Annotated in this window: 21 protein-coding genes and 2 tRNA genes; 13 read left to right on the top strand and 10 right to left on the bottom strand. The window is 63.1% G+C overall.

The features are described 5' to 3' along the window. The first annotated feature begins 65 nt into the window (after positions 1 to 65). The 11 genes from leuS to F2P46_RS20590 all read left to right on the top strand — a co-directional run bounded on the left by leuS (position 66) and on the right by F2P46_RS20590 (position 14,565). Positions 66 to 2,720: a leucine--tRNA ligase gene (gene leuS, locus F2P46_RS20640; protein ID WP_166893634.1), complete on the top strand. Its 2,655-nt coding sequence runs from the start codon at positions 66 to 68 to the stop codon at positions 2,718 to 2,720. 3 nt (positions 2,721 to 2,723) lie between these two features. Next, entirely contained in the window at positions 2,724 to 3,242 is a 519-nt protein-coding gene (gene lptE, locus F2P46_RS20635) for an LPS assembly lipoprotein LptE (RefSeq protein ID WP_166893632.1), read from the top strand. A 7-nt stretch (positions 3,243 to 3,249) separates the two neighbouring features. Then, complete coding sequence (gene holA / locus F2P46_RS20630; RefSeq protein ID WP_166893630.1) at positions 3,250 to 4,266, top strand: DNA polymerase III subunit delta; 1,017 nt, start codon at positions 3,250 to 3,252, stop codon at positions 4,264 to 4,266. A 60-nt stretch (positions 4,267 to 4,326) separates the two neighbouring features. Then, the gene (locus F2P46_RS20625) at positions 4,327 to 5,592 is read left to right on the top strand and encodes a glutamate-5-semialdehyde dehydrogenase (protein ID WP_166893629.1); all 1,266 of its coding nucleotides are present in this window, start codon (positions 4,327 to 4,329) and stop codon (positions 5,590 to 5,592) included. Positions 5,593 to 5,607: 15 nt separating this feature from the next. Next, entirely contained in the window at positions 5,608 to 6,018 is a 411-nt protein-coding gene (locus F2P46_RS20620) for a CopD family protein (RefSeq protein WP_166893627.1), read from the top strand. A gap of 10 nt (positions 6,019 to 6,028) precedes the next feature. Further along, positions 6,029 to 6,628: a 2-hydroxychromene-2-carboxylate isomerase gene (locus F2P46_RS20615; RefSeq protein ID WP_166893625.1), complete on the top strand. Its 600-nt coding sequence runs from the start codon at positions 6,029 to 6,031 to the stop codon at positions 6,626 to 6,628. A 141-nt stretch (positions 6,629 to 6,769) separates the two neighbouring features. After that, the gene (locus tag F2P46_RS20610) at positions 6,770 to 7,939 is read left to right on the top strand and encodes a class I SAM-dependent RNA methyltransferase (RefSeq protein WP_166893786.1); all 1,170 of its coding nucleotides are present in this window, start codon (positions 6,770 to 6,772) and stop codon (positions 7,937 to 7,939) included. A gap of 2 nt (positions 7,940 to 7,941) precedes the next feature. Then, positions 7,942 to 9,222: a multidrug effflux MFS transporter gene (locus F2P46_RS20605; protein ID WP_166893623.1), complete on the top strand. Its 1,281-nt coding sequence runs from the start codon at positions 7,942 to 7,944 to the stop codon at positions 9,220 to 9,222. Between the two features lie 330 nt (positions 9,223 to 9,552). Beyond that, complete coding sequence (locus F2P46_RS20600) at positions 9,553 to 11,784, top strand: EAL domain-containing protein (protein WP_166893621.1); 2,232 nt, start codon at positions 9,553 to 9,555, stop codon at positions 11,782 to 11,784. An 88-nt stretch (positions 11,785 to 11,872) separates the two neighbouring features. Then, positions 11,873 to 13,105 carry a putative DNA modification/repair radical SAM protein gene (locus tag F2P46_RS20595; RefSeq protein WP_166893619.1) on the top strand — a complete coding sequence of 411 codons (1,233 nt, stop codon included), beginning with the start codon at positions 11,873 to 11,875 and terminating at the stop codon, positions 13,103 to 13,105. Beyond that, on the top strand, positions 13,081 to 14,565 hold the full coding sequence (locus F2P46_RS20590; RefSeq protein ID WP_166893617.1) for a UdgX family uracil-DNA binding protein: 1,485 nt from the start codon (positions 13,081 to 13,083) through the stop codon (positions 14,563 to 14,565). The genes F2P46_RS20595 and F2P46_RS20590 overlap by 25 nt, the downstream gene beginning before the upstream one ends. A 25-nt stretch (positions 14,566 to 14,590) precedes the next feature. Here F2P46_RS20590 and F2P46_RS20585 read toward each other — a convergent pair whose 3' ends face one another. Beyond that, a complete protein-coding gene (locus F2P46_RS20585) occupies positions 14,591 to 15,715 on the bottom strand; it encodes a hypothetical protein (RefSeq protein ID WP_166893615.1) in 1,125 nt (374 codons plus the stop codon). A 287-nt stretch (positions 15,716 to 16,002) separates the two neighbouring features. Between F2P46_RS20585 and F2P46_RS20580 the strand changes: the two genes are divergently transcribed. Together F2P46_RS20580 and F2P46_RS20575 are read left to right on the top strand one after the other, a co-directional pair. Further along, positions 16,003 to 16,078 (top strand) — tRNA-Arg (locus F2P46_RS20580). A gap of 86 nt (positions 16,079 to 16,164) precedes the next feature. Next, positions 16,165 to 16,238, top strand: a tRNA-Gly gene (locus F2P46_RS20575). A gap of 70 nt (positions 16,239 to 16,308) precedes the next feature. Here the strand turns inward: F2P46_RS20575 and F2P46_RS20570 are convergent. The 9 genes from F2P46_RS20570 to F2P46_RS20530 form a co-directional block, all read right to left on the bottom strand. After that, on the bottom strand, positions 16,309 to 17,340 hold the full coding sequence (locus tag F2P46_RS20570) for a tyrosine-type recombinase/integrase (protein WP_166893613.1): 1,032 nt from the start codon (positions 17,338 to 17,340) through the stop codon (positions 16,309 to 16,311). Further along, positions 17,318 to 17,539, bottom strand: a complete 222-nt coding sequence (locus F2P46_RS20565) for a DUF4224 domain-containing protein (RefSeq protein ID WP_166893611.1) — start codon at positions 17,537 to 17,539, stop codon at positions 17,318 to 17,320. The genes F2P46_RS20570 and F2P46_RS20565 overlap by 23 nt, the downstream gene beginning before the upstream one ends. 172 nt (positions 17,540 to 17,711) lie before the next feature. After that, positions 17,712 to 17,897, bottom strand: coding sequence for a hypothetical protein (locus F2P46_RS20560; protein ID WP_166893609.1), 186 nt, complete (start codon positions 17,895 to 17,897; stop codon positions 17,712 to 17,714). Positions 17,898 to 18,048: 151 nt separating this feature from the next. Then, positions 18,049 to 18,669 (bottom strand): Rha family transcriptional regulator, encoded by a 621-nt coding sequence (locus tag F2P46_RS20555; protein ID WP_166893607.1) that lies wholly within the window; start codon positions 18,667 to 18,669, stop codon positions 18,049 to 18,051. Next, entirely contained in the window at positions 18,666 to 18,989 is a 324-nt protein-coding gene (locus tag F2P46_RS20550) for a hypothetical protein (RefSeq protein WP_166893605.1), read from the bottom strand. The genes F2P46_RS20555 and F2P46_RS20550 overlap by 4 nt, the downstream gene beginning before the upstream one ends. Beyond that, complete coding sequence (locus F2P46_RS20545) at positions 18,986 to 19,273, bottom strand: hypothetical protein (RefSeq protein WP_166893603.1); 288 nt, start codon at positions 19,271 to 19,273, stop codon at positions 18,986 to 18,988. The genes F2P46_RS20550 and F2P46_RS20545 overlap by 4 nt, the downstream gene beginning before the upstream one ends. Continuing rightward, the gene (locus F2P46_RS20540) at positions 19,270 to 19,539 is read right to left on the bottom strand and encodes a hypothetical protein (RefSeq protein WP_166893602.1); all 270 of its coding nucleotides are present in this window, start codon (positions 19,537 to 19,539) and stop codon (positions 19,270 to 19,272) included. Before F2P46_RS20540 ends, F2P46_RS20545 begins: the two co-directional genes overlap by 4 nt. Further along, on the bottom strand, positions 19,536 to 19,910 hold the full coding sequence (locus tag F2P46_RS20535; protein WP_166893600.1) for a hypothetical protein: 375 nt from the start codon (positions 19,908 to 19,910) through the stop codon (positions 19,536 to 19,538). Before F2P46_RS20535 ends, F2P46_RS20540 begins: the two co-directional genes overlap by 4 nt. Positions 19,911 to 20,144: 234 nt before the next feature. Further along, on the bottom strand, positions 20,145 to 20,342 hold the full coding sequence (locus F2P46_RS20530; protein ID WP_166893598.1) for an Arc family DNA-binding protein: 198 nt from the start codon (positions 20,340 to 20,342) through the stop codon (positions 20,145 to 20,147). Between the last annotated feature and the right edge of the window lie 96 nt (positions 20,343 to 20,438).

Below are 20,438 nucleotides of genomic sequence, written 5' to 3'. Positions count from 1 at the left end.
GGGATGTGCCAGTATAATGATCGGTTCATATTACTTTTGGCCGCGCCTGCTTGGCCGCACACATCATGCAAGATAAATATAGTCCCGCCGACGTAGAACAAGCCGCCCAAGCCCACTGGAAGGCCATCGATGCCTACAAGGCCGTCGAGAACGACCCGCGTTTCCCGAAAGGCAAGTACTACGCTTGCTCCATGCTGCCTTACCCGTCGGGCAAGCTGCACATGGGCCACGTGCGCAACTATACGATCAATGATGTGATGTACCGCTACCTGCGCATGAGCGGCTACAACGTGCTCATGCCGATGGGCTGGGACGCCTTCGGCATGCCGGCCGAGAACGCGGCCATGCAAAACAACGTGCCGCCGGCGCAATGGACCTATTCCAACATCGCCCACATGCGCGAGCAGATGGAGTCGATGGGCCTGGCGATCGACTGGTCGCGCGAAATGACCGCCTGCAAGCCCGAGTACTACAAGTGGAACCAGTGGATGTTCCTCAAGATGCTCGAAAAAGGCATCATCTACAAAAAGACCGGCACCGTGAACTGGGATCCGATCGACCAGACCGTGCTGGCCAACGAGCAGGTCGTCGACGGCAAGGGCTGGCGTTCCGGCGCGCCGATCGAAAAGCGCGAAATCCCGATGTACTACGCCCGCATCACTGACTACGCCGACGAACTGCTCGACTATGTCGACAACAAGCTGCCAGGCTGGCCGGAACGCGTGCGCGTCATGCAGGCCAACTGGATCGGCAAGTCGGTCGGCGTGCGCTTCGCCTTCCCGCACACCATCGCCAACCCCGCCGACGCTACTGGAAAAACGCTGATCGACGACGGCAAGATGTACGTCTTCACCACCCGCGCCGACACCATCATGGGCGTGACCTTCTGCGCCGTGGCGCCGGAACACGCGCTGGCGCAGCACGCCGCGCAAACCAACCCGGAACTGGCGGCCTTCATCGCCGAGTGCAAGCTCGGTAGCGTGATCGAAGCCGACATGGCGACCATGGAGAAGAAGGGCATGCCGACCGGCCTGTTCGTCACCCATCCGATCACCAATGAACAAGTCGAAGTCTGGGTCGGCAACTACGTGTTGATCACCTACGGCGACGGCGCCGTGATGGGCGTGCCCGCGCACGACGAGCGCGATTTCGCGTTCGCCAAAAAATACAATCTGCCGATCAAGCAGGTGGTCGCGGTCGAAGACAAGGAATATTCGCTCGACGCCTGGCAGGAGTGGTACGGCGACAAAGAGAGCGGCGTTTCCATCAACTCCGGCAAATACGACGGCCTCGATCACATCGCCGCCGTCAATGCAGTCGCTGGCGACCTGGCCACGGCCGGCCTGGGCGACAAGAAGATCACCTTCCGCCTGCGCGACTGGGGCATTTCGCGCCAGCGCTACTGGGGCACCCCGATCCCGATGATCCACTGCGCCGATTGCGGCGTGGTGCCGGTGCCCGAAAAAGACCTGCCAGTGGTACTGCCGGAAGACTGCGTACCGGATGGCAGCGGCAACCCGCTTAACAAACACGAAGCCTTCCTCAAGTGCGACTGCCCGCAGTGCGGCAAACCGGCGCGCCGCGAGACCGACACGATGGACACCTTCGTCGACTCGTCGTGGTACTACATGCGCTATACCTCGCCGGGCAGCACCGAGGCGATGGTCGACGCGCGCAACGATTACTGGATGCCGATGGACCAGTACATCGGCGGCATCGAACACGCTGTCATGCACCTGCTGTATGCGCGCTTCTGGACCAAGATCATGCGCGAACTCGGCCTGGTCAAGTTCGACGAGCCGTTCGTCAACCTGCTCACGCAAGGCATGGTGCTCAACGAAACCTACTACCGCGAACCGCAGCCGGGCAAGTACGTCTGGTTCAACCCGGCCGATATCGACCTGACCCTGGACGACAAGGGTCGTCCGCAAGGCGCCACGCTCAAGAGCGACGGCCAGCCGGTGATCATCGGCGGCACTGAAAAGATGTCGAAGTCGAAGAACAACGGCATCGACCCGCAAGCCCAGATCGGCCAGTACGGCGCCGACACCGCGCGCCTGTTCACCATGTTCGCCTCGCCGCCGGAGCAGACGCTCGAGTGGTCCGACAGCGGCGTCGAAGGCGCCAGCCGCTTCCTGCGCCGCGTGTGGGCGTATGCGTACGCACAGTCGCCGCGCATCGCTTCAAGCCTGGCCGCGACCGACAAGGTCGACGGCGGCGAAGCGCACAAGACGCTGCGCCGCGAACTGCACAAGATCCTGCAGCAGGCCGACTACGACCTCAAACGCATCCAGTACAACACGGTCGTTTCGGCCTGCATGAAGATGCTCAACACGATGGAATCGGCCAAGCTGGAAGATGGCGCGGCCACCGACGCGGTCATCGCCGAAGGCCTGTCGATCTTCCTGCGCGTGCTCAACCCGGTCGCGCCGCACATCACCCACGTGCTGTGGGAAGAACTGGGCTACGCCAAGGTCCACGGCGACATCCTCAACGTGCAGTGGCCGCAGGTCGATCCGGCCGCGCTGGAGCAGGCCGAGATCGAGATGATGATCCAGGTCAACGGCAAGCTGCGCGGCTCGATCAAGGTCGCCAAGGATGCCGACAAGGCCTCCATCGAAGCGATGGCGCTCGCGTGCGAAGCGGTGCAGAAGTACATCGAGACGCCGCCGAAAAAGGTGATCGTGGTGCCCGGCAAATTGATCAGCATCGTGGTGTAAGCGATGACCATTCTCCGCTCCGCCACAGTGGCGCGCGCCGCCTTTGCCTTGATTCTGCTCGCGTCCCTGTCCGCGTGCGGCTTCCAGCTGCGCGGCTCGAACGGCCAGTTCAAGATGCCGTTCCACAGCATCTACCTGGCCTTCCCCGAAACGTCGGCCCTCGGCACCGAGTTGCGGCGCAACCTGCGCGGCGGCGACGACGTGAAGGTGCTCGCCGATGCGTCCAAGGCCGAAACCCTGTTCGACGTGCTGTCCGAGACGCGCGGCAAGCAGATCCTCTCGCTCAACGCCCAGGGCCGCGTGCGCGAATACCTGCTGACCTACACGCTGGTATTCCGCCTGCGCGACAACAAGGGCGCGGAACTGCTGCCGGCCACCGAAATCTCGCTCAAGCGCTCGATTACCTTCGACGAGAGCCAGGTACTGGGCAAGGAATCGGAAGAAGTGCTGTTGTACCGCGACATGCAGACCGACCTGGTTCAGCAGATCCTGCGCCGCCTGGTGGCGGTCAAGCCGACATGAGCATGCGATGCAGCTGAGGATTGACGCGCTCGAAGGGCACCTGGCCAAGACGATCGCGCCGCTGTACGTGATCGCCAGCGACGAGCATCTGCTGGCGCTGGAGGCGGCCGACAAGATCCGCCGCGCGGCGCGCGCCAACGGTTACTCCGAACGCGACGTGCTGACCGTGGAGCGCACCTTCAAATGGGGCGAGCTGCTGGCCGCGAACCAGGCCTTGTCGCTGTTCGGCGACAAGAAGCTGATCGAACTGCGCATCCCGACCGGCAAACCGGGCAAGGATGGCGGGGCGGCGCTGCAAAGCTACGCCAAGGATCTCAGTCCCGACAATCTCACGCTGATCACCCTGCCCAAGCTCGATTGGCAGACCGCCAAGGCGGCCTGGGTGGGCGCGCTGCAGCAGGCCGCCGTGTACATCGAAATTCCGGCCATCGAACGCCCTCAGCTGCCCGGCTGGATCGGCACGCGCCTGGCAGCGCACGGCCTCTCCGCCGACCGCCAGTCGCTCGACTTCATCGCCGACCGGGTCGAAGGCAACCTGCTGGCGGCGCACCAGGAGATTCAGAAGTTGGCCCTGCTGCATGACCCCGGCAAGCTGACCTTCGAGCAGGTGCACGACGCGGTGCTCAACGTGGCGCGCTATGATGTGTTCAAGCTGTCCGAAGCCATGCTGGCGGGCGATTGCGCCCGCCTGGTGCGCATGCTCGAAGGCCTGAAAGGCGAAGGTGAGGCGCTGCCGCTGGTTTTATGGGCGGTCGCCGAAGAAATCCGTACGCTGTTAAAATTGAAATCCGGGATGGCGCAGGGACGGCCGCTCGGCGTGCTGCTCAAGGAACACCGCATCTGGGGTCCGCGTGAACGCATGATGGAACCTGCGCTGCGCCGCATCGCGTTGCCAACCCTGGAAGGCGCGATGCGCGACGCCGCGCAGGTCGACAAAATGATCAAGGGCCTGCGCGCCAAAGGCTTCGCCGGCGACGCCTGGGATGCGATGCTGCAGCTGGCCTTGAAAGTAACGCGCGGATAGAACGCAGCGGCACGCTACCATGGTGCCGGCGCGATCGACGCGCTTCACCTAGACGAGATAATGAACATTACCGAATACATGCAACAGGTCGGCCAGCGCGCCCGCGCCGCTTCGCGCGCGATGGCAAGGTCCGACAGCGCCAAGCGCAACCGCGCGTTGCTGCTGATCGCCGACGCCATCGTGCGCGACAGCGCGCTGCTGCGCGCCGCCAACCAGCTCGACCTCGATGGCGCCGCCGCCGCCGGCCTGGCGCCGGCCATGCTGGACCGCCTGCAACTGTCGGACAAAGCCATCGACACCATGGTCGAAGGCTTGCGCCAGATCGTCTCGCTGGCCGACCCGATCGGCGAAATCTCGAACATGAAGTTCCGCCCGAGCGGCATCCAGGTGGGCCAGATGCGCGTGCCGCTGGGCGTGATCGGCATCATCTACGAAGCGCGCCCCAACGTCACGGTCGACGCGGCGGGGCTGTGCATCAAGAGCGGCAACGCGACGATCCTGCGCGGCGGCTCGGAAGCGATCAACTGCAACCGCGCGCTGGCCAGGATCGTGGCCGAGGGCCTGGCCGGCGCCGGCTTGCCGGTCGACGGCGTGCAGATCGTCGACACCACCGACCGCGCCGCCGTCGGCGCGCTGATCACCATGCCCGAGTATGTGGACGTGATCGTGCCGCGCGGCGGCAAAAGCCTGATCGCGCGCCTGATCGCCGAAGCCACGGTCCCGATGATCAAGCACCTGGACGGCATCTGCCACGTCTACATCGATACCAAGGCCGACCTGGAAAAAGCGGTGGCGATCGCGTTTAACGCCAAGTGCCACCGCTACGGCACCTGCAACACCATGGAAACCCTGCTGGTCGCGCGCGCCATCGCGCCAACCGTGCTGCCACGCCTGGCGCAGCTGTATGCGGGCAAGGAAGTCGAACTGCGCGCCGATCCGGAATCGTTCGCGCTGCTGGCGGGTTACCCGCACCTGGTGGCGGCCGTGGAAGAAGACTGGTCCACCGAATACCTGGCGCCGGTCCTGTCGATCAAGCTGGTGGACGACATGAACGCGGCGATCGACCATATCAACACCTATTCGTCGAAGCACACCGAAGCGATCATCACCGAAGACTACAGCGACGCGCTGCGCTTTTTGCGCGAAGTCGATTCGGCCTCGGTGATGGTCAACGCCTCGACCCGTTTTGCCGACGGCTTCGAATATGGCCTGGGCGCCGAAATCGGCATCTCCAACGACAAGCTGCACGCGCGCGGCCCGGTCGGGCTGGAAGGCCTGACGTCGCTCAAGTACGTGGTGTTCGGCCACGGCGAAGTGCGCCCTTAACTACTTTGGATTGCCATGCTCTGGATTAAAGCGTTTCACATCGTCTTCATCGCCTCGTGGTTTGCCGGGCTGTTTTACCTGCCGCGCATTTTCGTCAACCTGGCGCAGGAAACCGAAACGGTGGCCACCGCGCGCTTGCTGCTGATGGCGCGCAAGCTGCTGCGCTTTACCACCATGCTGGCGGTGCCGGCGGTGCTGCTGGGGGTCTGGCTGTGGCTCGGATATGGCTTCAAAGGCGGCTGGATGCATGCCAAGCTGGCGCTGGTGCTGCTGGTGATCGGTTACCACCACGCCTGCGGCTCGCTCCTGAAAAAATTCGAGAACGGTGTCAATAAGCGCAGCCATGTGTGGTTCCGCTATTTCAACGAGGTGCCGGTGCTGCTGCTGGCCGCCATCGTGATCCTGGTCGTGGTCAAACCCTTCTGACGGGGGCTTCATGAGTAAAACGGTTCAGTATTTTTTCGCGCCGCAGTCGCCGTGGGCGTATCTGGGGCATGAGCGCTTCGTCGCCATGGCGCAGGCGCGCGGGGCGCTGATCGACATCAAGCCTTTCGACCTGGGCAAGGTGTTCAGCGTGTCGGGCGGGCTGCCGCTGGCCAAGCGTGCGCCGCAGCGCCAGGCCTACCGCCTGCAGGAGCTGGCGCGCTGGTCGAAGCATCTGGGCTTGCCGCTGATTGCGCATCCGACGTTTTTCCCGGTGCCGCCCGATGCGGCGGCGCGTTTGATCGTCGCTGCGCGCACCAGCCTGGGCGCCGAGGCGGCGCTGGGACTGACCGGCGCGATCATGCGCGCGCTGTGGGCCGAGGACAGGAATATCTCGGACGAAGACACGCTGGCGCAGATCGCCAGCGCCTGCGGGCTCGATGGGAAGATGCTGGTCAAGTCGTCGGCCACGGCCGGCGTGCAGGAACAGTACGACCGCAACACCGATGAAGCCATGGCCGCCAGCGTGTTCGGGGTGCCGTGGTACGTGGTTGACGGGGAGGGGTTTTGGGGACAGGACCGGCTCGATTTTGTGGAGCGGGCGTTAAGCTGATTCAATTCGTCGCACCACCACCACCCCGTCGTTCCCGCCGAGGGCCGCCTTGGCGCGGGAAGGACGGGAGAATTAACGATTTTTTACAACGGACAAAGGGTTCACCACATGCCATCATTTTTCTGCCCATGCCCACGCGGCATGGAAGCGGCGCTTGCCGAAGAACTGGGCGAAATCGCCCTGACCAGCACCACCATGAAGGTGCACAACCAGGTTCCCGGCGGCGTGCACTGCTCCGGCGACCAGACTGACGCGTACCGCATCAACCTGCACTCGCGCATCGCCTCGCGCGTGCTGATGCGCATGGCGCACGCCAGCTACGCCAACGAGAACGACATCTACGACCTGGTCCTGGCCCAGCCCTGGGAAGACTGGTTCGGCGTCGACCACACCATCCGCGTCGATGTCACCGCCGTCAAGTCGCCCCTGCGCAGCCTGGAATTCACCACGCTCAAGATCAAGGACGCCATCTGCGACCGCTTCCGCGACCAGTTCGACAAGCGCCCGTCGGTCAACACGCGCGAGCCGGACATGCGCATCGTGGGCTTTCTCGACAACCGCAACTTCACGGTCTACCTGGACACCTCCGGCGAAGCCCTGTTCAAGCGCGGCTGGCGTGAAGAAACGGGCGACGCGCCGCTGCGCGAGAACCTCGCCGCCGGCATGCTGCGCGTCTCCGGCTGGAAGCCGGGCACGGTGCTGTTCGACCCGATGTGCGGCTCGGGCACCATCCTAATCGAAGCGGCCCAGATGGTGCAGGGCATTGCGCCCGGCGCGCGCCGCAGTTTCGCGTTCGAGAAATTCCATAACTTCGTGGCCGCCCCGTGGCAGGACATGAAGAACGCGATCAAGCCGCTGCCGCTGCCAAGCGAGCCAACCATCTTCGGCAGCGACATTTCGGGCGACATGGTCGCCATGACGCGCCATAACCTGAAAATCGCCGGCATCGTCTTCGACGTGCCGCTCAAGCAGATCGAGGCCCAGGAAGTGAAGGCGCCGACCGAACAGCCAGGCATCCTCTTGACCAACCCGCCGTACGGGGAGCGGATCGGCGTGCGCGGCGACAGCACCATCCCGGCCGACGACATGTCGGTCGCGTTCTACTCGGCGCTGGGCACCACGCTCAAGCAGCGCTTCGCCGGCTGGACCGTGTTCCTGTTCACCGCCGACCTGACCTTGCCCAAGCTGCTGCGCCTGAAAGAAGCGCGCAAGACGCCATTCTTCAACGGCGCCCTCGAATGCCGCCTGTTCAGGTTCGACATGGTGGCAGGCTACAACCGGCGCGAAGAAGCCAAGCCAAAACCGGAGTAAGCATGTTCCCCAGTCCGCCGCCCAACCTGCCGCCGGACCCCGTCACGCCGGTGCCCCTGCCGCCCGTGACGCGGCGCGCGGTTCCCGGGATGGTGGGCCTGGCGACCCTGCTGGCCGGGCTGTCGATGTTGGGGCCCTTCTCGATCGACGCCTACCTGCCGGCCTTCCCCAACATCGAAGCGTCGCTGGGCGCGACCCCGATCGAAGTCCAGCAAACCCTGACCGCCTACATGCTCGCTTTTGCCGGCATGGTGCTGTGGCATGGCGCGCTGGCCGACGCCTTCGGGCGCCGCAACGTGGTGCTGTGCGCGCTGGTGGTGTTCGCCATCGGCACCTTCGGCTGCGCCGCCTCGCATTCGGTGCACTACCTGTGGATCTTCCGGATCATGCAGGGCGTCTCCGCCGGGGCCGGGGTGGTGGTGGGACGCGCCATCATCCGCGACCTGTACGACGATGCGCCGGCGGCGCGCCTGCTCTCCCTGGTGACGATGATTTTCACGATCGCGCCGGCCATTGCGCCCATCCTGGGCGGCTGGATCGTTACCTATTCCGACTGGCGCACCATCTTCCTGGTGCTGCTGGCCTACAGCGTGATCCTGTTCGTGTACTGCTACCGGCGCCTGCCCGAAACGCTGCCGCCTGACAAACGCCAGGCCTTCAATCCGCGCTACCTGTGGCAGAACTACAGCGCCATTTTCAGCTCGCCCCTGTTCCACATGAAGGCCGGCATCGTCGCCCTCAACTTCGCCGGCCTGTTTTTGTACATCTCGGCTGCGCCGGTGGCGCTGCCGCTGCACCTGCGCCTCGGACCGGACCAATTCGGATGGCTGTTCATTCCCTCGGTGGCCGGCATCTTCCTGGGCGCGCTCACGGCCAACCGCATCGCCGGCAAAATGAGCTTCGCGCGCCAAATCGGCATCGGTTTCGGCTTCCTGCTCACGGCCGCCAGCGCCAATCTGTTGTATCACAGCGTCTTTACACCGGCGCTGCCGTGGAGCGTGGCGCCGATGTTTTTCTACACCTTCGGCATGTCGCTGATCGCGCCCGGCGCCACCCTGCTCGCGCTCGACCTGTTCCCGCACATCCGCGGCACTGTCGCCTCGTGCCAGTCGTTCGCCGTCACCCTGCTGGGCGCACTGGTGGCGGGCGTGATCGCGCCGTTCTTGTCGCACTCGATGCTGTGGCTGGCCATGGGCCAGGTCGGTTTCGCCTTGTGCGCGCTCGGCTTGTGGGTGGCCTCGCGCATGTATCACCGCAGGCGCCCGGCGGCCCTGGAATCGTGACGCGCAGCACCACTTGACAATAAAAAGTTTTGCTTTGAGTAACGTTCCTCGGGTCAACATTCGTGCATATATGCTAAGATAGCCGTTTTTAAAACCTGACACGCTGCCCAAATCCCGCGCGCGACAGGCGTATTTGATTTTCGTCGTGGTCGCATCGCGTTGCGCGCCACCTCCAACCATCGACCATTTGGCGGCAGTTTTCGACACCATGCAGCATTCGGACAACGATCTTCGCAAGCGGCCCGGGCGCGCCCCGGCGCCCCTGTTTTCCGCACCTGCCGGGCAAGTGCGCGTTGCGGATGCGGACGATGGTTTCCGCTTAAGGTTCCAATGAACGACAATCCCGCCAGCGCGCTGTCGCAGACCGATGCTTCTTTGAGCGAGGCCGATGCCCAAGCGCAGCCGCGCATCCTGCTGATCGACGACGAGCCGCGCCTGCTGTCGGCACTGCACGAGCTGCTGCGCGACCGCGGTTTCGAGCTGGTGACCGCCAGCAGCGGCGCCGAGGCGCTGGCGCAACTGAGCGCGCGCCGCTTCGACCTGGTGCTGCTCGACCTGCGCCTGCCCGATATGAGCGGCCATGAGATCATGGACTTCATCAACGAGCGCGACATCGACGCCGACGTCATCGTGATGAGCGGCGACGTCGGCATCGAGGCGGCCATCGGCGCCCTCAAGCGCGGCGCCTACGATTACCTGCGCAAGCCCTACAGCCGCGAAGAGATGCTCAAGACGGTCGGCAACGCACTCCAGCAGCGCAGCCTGGCGCTGGACAACGAGCGCATCGCCTCGCAGCTGGAAAACTCCGAAAAGCTGTACCGCTACCTGGTCGACAGTTCGCCCGACATCATCTACACCCTCAATCACGAGGGGCGTTTCACCTTCATCAACGACCGCGCCTTCCAGTTGCTCGGCTTTGCGCGCGAAGACCTGATCGGCCAGCACTACACGATCCTGGTGCACGATGAAGACCTCGAACGCGCGCGCTATGCCTTCAACGAGCGCCGCGTCGACGAACGGGCCTCGCGCAACGTCGAACTGCGCCTGAAGTGCCATGCGCGCGCCGGCCAGGACCGCCAGTTCAACACCACCCTGATGACCATCTCGCTCAATTCGATGGGCATGCATGTGCCGGATAACGACGTCAGGAAGCTCGAGTTCTATGGCACCTACGGCGTGGCGCGCGATATCACCGACCGCAAGCGCGCCGAAGAAGTCATCTCGTACCAGGCTTACCACGACATCCTGACCGACCTGCCGAACCGCATGCTGTTCAAGGACCGCCTCGGGCTGGCCATCATCCAGGCCAAGCGCAAACTGACCGAGCTGGCCGTGATGTTCATCGACCTCGATCGCTTCAAGCTGGTGAACGACACGCTCGGCCACGTCAAGGGCGACGAGCTGCTGCAGCAGGTCGCGCTGCGCCTGAAGCAATGCCTGCGCGACGGCGACACCCTGGCGCGCCAGGGGGGCGACGAATTTACCATCGTGCTGCCGGAACTGGCCGGACGCGGCGAAGCAAAAGCGATCGCCGAGCAATTCCTCGCCTGCCTGCACCTGCCGTTCGACCTCGATGGGCACCAGGTGCACATTTCGGCCAGCATCGGCATTGCGATTTATCCGGGCGACGGCGAGTCGATCGACGAGCTGCTGCGCCATGCCGACATCGCGATGTACCAGGTCAAGGCGCTGGGCAAGAACGGCCAGAGTTTTTATCACAACTCGATGCTCGACGTGTCGCACCAGAAGATCGCGCTCGAACAGAGCCTGCGCAAGGCGCTCGAGCAGAACGAGCTGGAAATGTACTACCAGCCGCAGATCGACGTGATCACCGGCCGCATCATCGGCGCCGAAGGGCTGATGCGCTGGAACCATCCGCAGCGCGGCCTGTTGACCGCCAACGAGTTCCTGCCGTTCGCCGAAGACAATGGCCTGATGCTGCCGATTTCGGACTGGATGCTGGGCGCCCTGTGCCGCGACATGCTGGTCTGGAACGAGAACGGCGGCGAATCGATTCGCCTGTCCTTGAATTTGTCGCCGCAATACCTCGACCGCGGCGACTTTTTCGAGAAGATGCGCGGCGCGCTGCTGCGCTACGGGATTTCGCCGGCCCAGATCGAAGTCGAAATCACCGAAAATATCTGCATCCGCAATCCGCAGTACGCGATCGAGCAGTTGAACAAACTGTGCCAGCTGGGCGTATCGGTGGCGATCGACGATTTCGGCACCGGTTACTCCTCGCTGTCCTACCTGCACCGCTTCCCGATCCACACGATCAAGATCGACCAGTCGTTTGTGAAGGAAATCCACGACGAGCAGGGGCATTATCCGGTCATCCTGGCGATCATTTCGATCGCGCGCGGCCTGGGCCTGCATTTGATCGCCGAAGGGGTGGAAACCGAGGTGCAGGCGCGCTACCTCAAGTCGAACGGTTGCCTGACCATGCAGGGCTACCTGTTCCACCATCCGATTTCGCTGGGCAGCTTCCTGGAAGTGCTGCGGGAACAGGAAGTCCAACTGGCGGCCTGCCGCGCCACCTTGCCGCAGGCCAAGCGCGCGTAGCAATCCTGCACAGGCGCGCCGCGCGCGTGCCCCCGTCCATGGGAATGGTGTACCATACTGTATATACATACAGTGAAGCGCCAAGCCCATGGAACTGACCGACAAGCTCGAAATCCTCGCCGACGCGGCCAAATACGACGCCTCCTGCGCCAGCAGCGGCGCGCCCAAGCGCTCGTCCGAGGGCAAGGACGGCATCGGCGCCACCAACGGCATGGGTATTTGCCACAGCTATACGCCGGACGGGCGCTGCGTGTCCCTGCTCAAGATCCTGCTGACCAATTTCTGCGTCTACGACTGCCAGTATTGCGTCAACCGGCGCACCTCCAACGTGCCGCGCGCGCGGTTTTCGGTCGATGAAGTAGTCAAGCTGACGGTCGACTTTTACCTGCGCAACTATATCGATGGCTTGTTCCTCAGTTCCGGCATCATCCAGTCGGCCGACTACACCATGGAGCAATTGGTGGCCATCGCGCGGCAGTTGCGTGAAGTCCACAATTTCCGTGGCTACATCCACCTCAAGACCATTCCCGATGCCGACGCCGCCCTGATCGCCGCCGCCGGCAAGTATGCCGACCGGCTCAGCGTCAACATCGAACTGCCGACCGAGGGCAGCATCACGCGCCTGGCGCCCGAAAAAAGCGTGCACACCATCAAGCTGGCGATGGGCTCGATCCGCCGCAAGCTCGACGAAAAGGCGCAGGAGCCGCGCGCGCCCAAGTTCGCACCGGCCGGGCAGAGCACCCAGATGATCGTCGGCGCCGACGCCAGCGACGACCAGACCATTCTTAACACCGCCGAAACCCTGTACGGCAGCTACAAGCTCAAGCGCGTCTACTATTCGGCCTTCAGCCCGATCCCGCAAAGCCCCGACTCGGTGCCGGCGGCGCCCCCGCCCATGCAGCGCGAGCACCGCTTGTACCAGGCCGACTTTCTCATGCGCAGCTACGGTTTCAACGCGGCCGAACTGTTGCCGGCGGCCGGCAACCTGGCGCTCGACATCGATCCCAAGCTGGCCTGGGCGCTGGCGCACCGCGAGCATTTTCCGATGGACCTGAACCTGGCCGAAGAAACGATGATCGCGCGCGTGCCCGGGATCGGCCTGCGCAACGCCAAACGGCTGGTGGAACTGCGCCGCCTGCGCCGCATCCGCTACGCCGACCTGACCCGCCTGCGTTGCAGCATGAAAAAGATCGCCCCGTTCATCGTCACGGCCGACTACCGGCCGGCCTCGGACACCACCGCGTCCGAGGTGTTGCGCCGCTCGATGGCCGAGCACTCACCACGGCAGCTGGATTTATGGGCGGAATTGCAGGCGGCGTAAGCGCGGCCGCGTCGGCTGCGGCCGGGCGTCCGGTGCTGGTCCACTCCTTCGAGCAGTGGCGCCACGCCGCGCGCGACTTGCTGGCGCACAAAGTGCCGCCCCATGCGGTGCAATGGATTTCGCACAAGGACGACGGAGATTTGTTTTCGCAGGGCGCGGAACCGCCGGCGATGGATGCGGTCCAACCTCACAGCAAGTCCACCATGCGCATACCGCGCCAGCTGATGGACATGCTGCAAAGCGCGGCTTGCTGCCGCGTGCCGAACCGCTGGGCGTTTTTGTACCTGGTGCTGTGGCGCTGGCAGCAGGGCGAAAAAGACGTGCTCTCGGCCGCCGACGAAGACGGCGCCCGCCTGCACGCCATGGTCAAGGCGGTGCACCGCGAGGAACATGACATGCATGCCTATATCCGTTTTCGCGAGCGCCGCGAAGACGCCGGTCCGCCCCGTTTCGTGGCTTGGTTCGAGCCGGCCCACGATGTGCTGCCGCAGGTGGCGCGCCACTTCGCCAGCCGCATGGGCAAGGTCACCTGGATGATCGCCACGCCCGAGGCCAGCGTGCTGTGGGACGGCGCCACCCTGCACAGCACCGGCCCGCTGATGCGCGGCCCGGAAGACATCGACGACGCCGGCGAAGCTTTATGGCTCACCTATTACCGCAGCATCTTCAACCCGGCGCGCCTGAATGCCGACCTGATGCACGGACACATCCCCACGCGTTTCTGGAAAAACCTGCCCGAAGGCGCGCTGGTGCCCGAGATGGTGTCGCAGGCGGCGGCCGGCGCGCGCAGGGTGGGGCAGACCCACAGCGTGGGCCAGCGCGGCGGCACCGTCATTCCCATCAGTGCCGCCAAGGCCCAGCCGCAGCGCGACGCGCCCAGCACGCTCGACCAGTGCCGCCGTTGCGAGCTGTGGCAGCACGCGACCCAGGCGGTCGGTGGCGTCGGCCCGGTCGAGGCACGCATCATGCTGGTGGGCGAACAGCCGGGCGACCAGGAAGACCTGGCCGGGCTGCCCTTCGTCGGTCCCGCCGGGCAACTGCTGGACCGGGCCATGGCCAAGGCCGAGCTGGACCGGCGCACGATCTACCTCACCAATGCCGTCAAACATTTCAAGTGGGAGCCGCGCGGCAAGCGGCGCATGCACAAGACCCCGGCCCAGCGCGAGGTGGACGCCTGCGCTTACTGGCTGGGCAGCGAGCTCGCGCAGGTCCAGCCCGAGGTCGTCGTCGCCCTGGGCAGCACCGCGCTCAAGGCGGTGACGGGCAATCCGCACGCCACGCTCAAGGAGGTGCTGGGCAAGCCCTTCCTGCACGAGGGGCGCTGGGTGGTGGTGGTCTACCACCCGTCCTACATCCTGCGCGTGCCGGGCGAGGACATGAAGGCGCAAGCCTTCGGCGTGATGGTCGACGGCTTTCGCCAGGCGCGCGAACTGGCGGCGGCGCCGGCGCCAGTGCCGTGAGGGCGCGCCGATAGCGACACCGGCCTCACACCATTGGCCGCAAGCCGCCCGCGCGCTCGCCGATGCAGCGCACCAGCGCATGGCTTGCCGCATAACAGGCCATCACGATGGCGCCCACCAGCGCATAACACAGCGGTCCCGGCTGTTGCATCAGGCGGTGGCCGAACAGGTCGGCGCCTATCGCGGTGAGCAGCATCATCAAAGGAAAATGAAACAGGAAGGCCACGCTGGCGCTGTCGGCCAGATGGCGGTTCAGCCTGGCGAAGAAGGAGGGCGCCGCGCCGCGCGCCACGGGCACCATCGGGCTGCGGTAGAGCACGCTGGCGACGGCGGCAAATCCCAAGCCGACCAGCACGTACTTCCAGAGCATCAGCAGTTGCCCCCAGGGCGCCGGCAACAGGTCGGTGCGGGCGCCGGCCAGGCGCGAAAACAAGATCGCCGCCGCCAGCAAGCCCCAGGCCGCCAGCGGGTGGAGCAGGGGCCGCGGCCACGGCCCGCGCAGGCCGACCGCCACGCCCAGCAGCCAGACCGTTAGCCAGGGCCAGAACGTCGGCGGCATCCACACCACCAGGCCCAGCAGAAGCGCAGCGCCGCCCGCCAGGGGCCACGGCGCGTGGCTGCGCCATGCGCGCCGCAGTACAAGTAGCAGGCAGCAGGACCACCACAGGTAGGCGTACAGATACAGCATGCCGTTGCTGCCGAAGGTGGGCGCCAGGGCCGGTTGCAGCATGAACAGATTGCTGTAAAAGGCGGACCAGCCGAGGGTGACGGTGCTAAAGGCGGGAAAGTCCGAGTACAAGCCCGAGCCGTTGAAAAAATGTACACCGGCGAGGTCGAGCAGGCCGCCCAGGGTCAGCACCGGCAACAGCGCCAGATGCGAGCGCCACCAGCGCGCGAGCAGCGCACGATCGCCCTGCGCGGTCGGCATGTGGCGCAAGAACAGGCCGACGAAGATGCCGTTGATCACGAAAAACACGGCGAAAGATTCGTGCCCCAGGCCGGTGAGGAAATAGAATGCCTGGTCGATGTACGAGCGCGCCTGCATGGCGTCGTAGTCGACGAACATGAGGAAGCGCACGTGATAGACGAGCGCCATCAGGGCGCTGATCCACAGCGACGTGTCGAGAAATGTTGCAAAGCGTCTGTTCATGTCGCGCTCCTTCGCAAGGCCCGGACGGTAGCCCGGCGGCCCATTGTCTATGCATGTGATCGGCGCTCGTTTGTGGTGCGACAAAGTCGCAGGCCTCCACCGGATAGTTGCAGTGACACGCTGCAAGTGTCGAAAACCGCCCGGCGTCGGGCGGGAGGAGCCTGGCGGGGCCGGGATCAGGGGGCAAGATGGCGAATGGATCGAAAACCCTTGGGTGCGGGGCGGCGGGGAGCTTATAATGCCTGCGACCGTTCAGGTCGTTCAAGCGTCCGAATCGGACCAGGAATGCGGCTGTAGCTCAATGGATAGAGTATTGGCCTCCGAAGCCAAGGGTTGTGGGTTCGATCCCCGCCAGCCGCACCATCAAGAAAAACCAGAGTTTCCCACCTTCATTTTGTAGTCGGGTAAACTTGTCGGTAGCAGTCAATCAAGCGTAGAATGCGTTGCACGCGGGTGTAGCTCAATGGTAGAGCAGAAGCTTCCCAAGCTTACGACGAGGGTTCGATTCCCTTCACCCGCTCCAATGAGAAATGGCTAAAATCTCGATTTCTCCGCTCCACAAAACGGCTGGCGCTCCACAAAACACCGAAAAGTTACTTTGTAGGCGCCACGATCTTGCCCCGGCGCAGGTAGTGCCGTTGGGTCGTTTTGACGCTGTCGTGCCCCAGCAGATCGCTGGCCGCCTGGTCGCCCCGGTCGTCTGAAGTATCGTCGGCCGCCTTCGCACGCAGGTCGTAGAACCAGAATTTCTCAATCTCATCCTTCAGCTCAGGCACCTCTTTTCGTGCTGCCGCTCGGGCAGTGTCGAAGTGTGCGCGCAGCGTCGGCGCGGTCAGGCGCTTGCCCTGCCTGTTCACCAGCAACGCGGCCGTCTTCATCTTGCAGCCCGCCTTTCTGACCTCAATACGGGCAAGCAGCGCCGCAAGTTCGCCGACGATCTGGATCCGCAGCGGCTGCTTGGTTTTCTCCTGGGTGACGATGAGGTGTCCGTCGATGATGTCGTGCTCGCTCATGCTGAGCGCGTCGGCCGGGCGCTGGCCGGTGAGGTAGGCCAGGTCCATGGCATCGCGCAGCGGCGCGCTGGCGTGGTCATGCACGGCCTTAAACACTGCGTCGGTGATATACACCGTTCGCTTGGCCAGTGAGTGCCCCTGGATGCCCTCGCATGGGTTTGGCAGGTCGGTATAGCCCCACCCGCGCGCCTTATTCCACATCGTTGAGAAAACGCGCTTGCACCGGTTCGCCGTGGTCGGCTTGTCCGCATGACCATCGAGGAACTGCCGGATATGCATCGGCTTGATCTTGCTCAGCGGCGCCTCGCCGAATGAGGCCATCAGGTGCTTGATGTCCGAGCGGTACATCTTGGCCGAGCTGGCGGCCAGCTTGGGCAGCGCATCGGTCAGGTACCGCTTCTGCACATCTCCGAACGTCGCGCCGGCGCTGGGGGCAACAACCACGTTCAATTCGGCGTACTTTTTCAGGGCCAGAATGAAGTCGTCTCCCAGCGCAATTTCCTTGCGTGGCTTGTCCTGGGTGTACATGTAGAAGTAGACCTTGCCGCTTCGTTGCTTACGTGGATGCATGTGCGGCGGCATATTCAGGTTACGTGTGTTTTTTCGGCCCATGGCTTATCCTCGGCATTACCCATTCCTTCTCGCGCGGCGCCTCTTTCCGCCCCTCAACTGCGGCGACGGTGACGACTGGCTGTCCAATGGCATTGACCCAGAAGGGCAAGCCCATCGTTCGCAACGCCTCGATTTGTTTCGACTGCCTGCGACGCCCGGTCAGCGTGACCAGTGCGTCTTTAGTGAGAAAAGTTTCCAATTATGCACCATTCCTTTTTATCATCGTTCAGCCGGTTGTGCTGGTACTGAATCACGGGGTTTCGCCGTCACCGGGCGTAGATCGAGAGCGCACCGCTTCACCTCGTCCGAATACCGGTGCTGGGAAGTCGCGTTTGAAACGCGAGCCCCTGACGCGCTCGACACAGCCGGATTCATGCTGCCGCTCGTGTGAGGGCGTCCAGCTCGTCGGCCACATCGGCCGCCATGCTGGCGCAGGTTTGCAGCGCATCCGCCCGGCTCTCAGGCTGCAAGATCGGGATCGCCGCCAGCAGCGCGCTGATCACGTTGGCCAGGCCGGCTAGGCGCTTGACGTCTGCTTCGTTGATAGCGGTCCTCATGCTGCACCCAGTTGGCGGTGGGCTACGCGCAGCGGTGTGGTATCTTTCTGGTCGTTCATAGCATGCTTTCAAAAATTTTGGCTGTGATAGGCCATCCGGCGTCTGCGCGTCGGGTGGCCTTCTTTTTTCTGTTGCCGGTGGCTGGCGCTGGTTACTCGATATCGCCGGCTGGCGGATCGTGCAGGTCGAGCATCGGCTGAGCCTGCTTCTTGAGTGCATCTTCCTCGGCCTCGTTCGCCTGCTTCTCGCGGCGCCTGGCGCCCAGCCCTTTGCCGTGATAGCTGCCACGCCGCTTGCTGTCCACTTCCCGCAGCTCTAAATCCATGCAGCGGTAGCGCAGGCCGTCGCGCTGGTTTTTAATGTACTTGGCCATGGCGTTGAAAGCGTCGATATAAGCCAGCTTGAAAACGAAAGCGCGGCGCCCCGTGAAACCCATCGCTAAGAGCGTGAATCCGTCCCTTGTCATGCGGTACGAGGTAGTCTCGATTGGCGCCCCGCCGCTTGGGTTTTGACGACTGGATACCGTCTCCTCAAAAATGAGGCGGCGGTCAGGTGGAAGTTGCGAGCGCAATTTGAGAATGGCCCGCACCACGTTGTCGTGACGCTTCTTGAAGACGGTCGCCACCATAGTCGCGTCAGTGCTCAGCTCATCGCCGTCGGCCTGGATGAAATCCAAAAAGTTTAGCACTGGCACCTTGATATCGGCGAAACGCTCGTCCGTGTGCTTGCCGGCCGCGTCCGCCAGCAGTTCATGCGGTTGACGGCTGCTCATCGCAAGCCTCCTTTCTTCGGATTGAAATCTCGGATCATCGCGATCATTGCTCGGTCGCCGCCGACGCTGTAGGTCACATCGCAGGCCAATTGCATCGTGCGGGCAGACTGCTCGCCCTTGCTGAGCATGGTGACCAGGATGTCGGCCTGGCCAAAACCAGCCCTTGTGGCGCGCGCCAAGATAGTGTCCACGTGCTCGCGAAGACCAGGTGCAGCCAGCTCCGACGGATCGTAGGCGTAGATCGCGACCATCAAGAATGATGCGGGCGCGGTGAGAACGTAGTGGTCGTCTTTTTTGACGAAGTGCTGGTGTGCGCTCATGCTGCGCCACCGGTTTTCGCATCGCAGGCTTCGTCGTGTAGGACTTGAATCAAGCCCTCCATTTCTTCGGCAAGTGTGACAAGCAGCCAGCGAGCGTCGCTCTTCACCGCCTCAGTCCAATCTTCGAATTCTGCGCTTGACGTCAGAAGCGCCAAGCTGTGAAGTTGACCGGCGCGCATGCCGGCGTAATCCGCCGCTTTTCCAGGTGCGAACGAAACTGTAGCGAGGCCTGCGATTTGGTAGCTTTTGTGCTCAGGAGCATCCAGGGACGGGCGGGCGGTCATGCTGCACCTCGGCATACAGGGCTGGCTTTTGCGAAAACGAGATCTTCAATCGCCCCGTGCCCATCCTTGATTTTTTCAAGCGACGAGCCCAGCAGCCGAGTGAACGCGTACAGGGTGTCAATAGTGTCTTTGTCGCACTCGCGGTATTCGAAGTCCTCCAGCCGGTTCGCGATCGCCGTGGTGAGCACTTGCGCGTCCATGCGCGCGGTATTGATTTCGCTGGCGGCCTTTCTTGCCGTATCCAGGCTGCTCGTGGCGGCCATCATGATGCGGCCCCTTCTACGCGCACCAGCGCTACAATGGCGTCTGCTCCCTCTTGCGCCACAACGGAGTTGCGGTAAACCGCCTTCAACAGCGCATCCAGGCGGAGCATCGTGCGGCCGACGTCGGGAACGATGCTGTCTCCGTAGTTGTCGATCTCCTCGAAACACATTTCGCAAAGGGTTTGCGCTGCTAAGGTATGCCCCTCAATATCAGTGGCATGTACGTCAATGCAGCGGAGCAGGGCTTGCGCACCGGCATTTGACTCGCCGCCGTGTGCCTGTGCCGTATGATCCGACGCAAGCATAAGTGGGTTCTTTACAAGATTATCTTGCGATCCGATTTTTGTGGTGTTAACATTCGTTCGTTGGGTCATTTTCTACTTTCAAATGGGTGTGTTGATCCACGCGGCCTCGGATGCGTCAACATCCTCGGCCACAACTTTCCTGTCTCACCAGGTGGTTGGAAAAAATGACAAGGATGGCCTGCCAGCCGTCCTTGTCAGTAGTATTTATCTATCTCAGTGCAAACTTTTCATCTTCCGTGTTTCCATCAGGACACTGCGGTTAGCATAGTCGATAGCGCCGCAAAAACTCAAAATATTGGAACTTTACTTTGGCATTTCAGCCAAACCCTCGGCGTGTTTAGTCGCACGAATTCCTGCCTCGATTAAAAAGAGGATCTCGGCGTTCATCGTGCGCAAGTTCGCCTGCGCACGGGCCTTCAACATGTCGCGCTGACCCTCAGAGTGAAAACGCAAGATGAAGCGGTCCTTGTCTGCGTGTGTTGATGCGCATGTATTTTTCATGATTTCCTAGCGTTATGCCTAGTTGGCACTAGTGACCAAGATATGCCTACTAGGCATCAATGTCAAGTCGGAAGCATTGAATATATTCCTAGTTGG

This window comes from Massilia sp. CCM 8734 (assembly GCF_011682155.1).
GTDB classification, from domain to species: Bacteria; Pseudomonadota; Gammaproteobacteria; order Burkholderiales; family Burkholderiaceae_D; genus Telluria_A; species Telluria_A rubra.
This window is presented reverse-complemented; position numbering and strand designations above follow the sequence as displayed.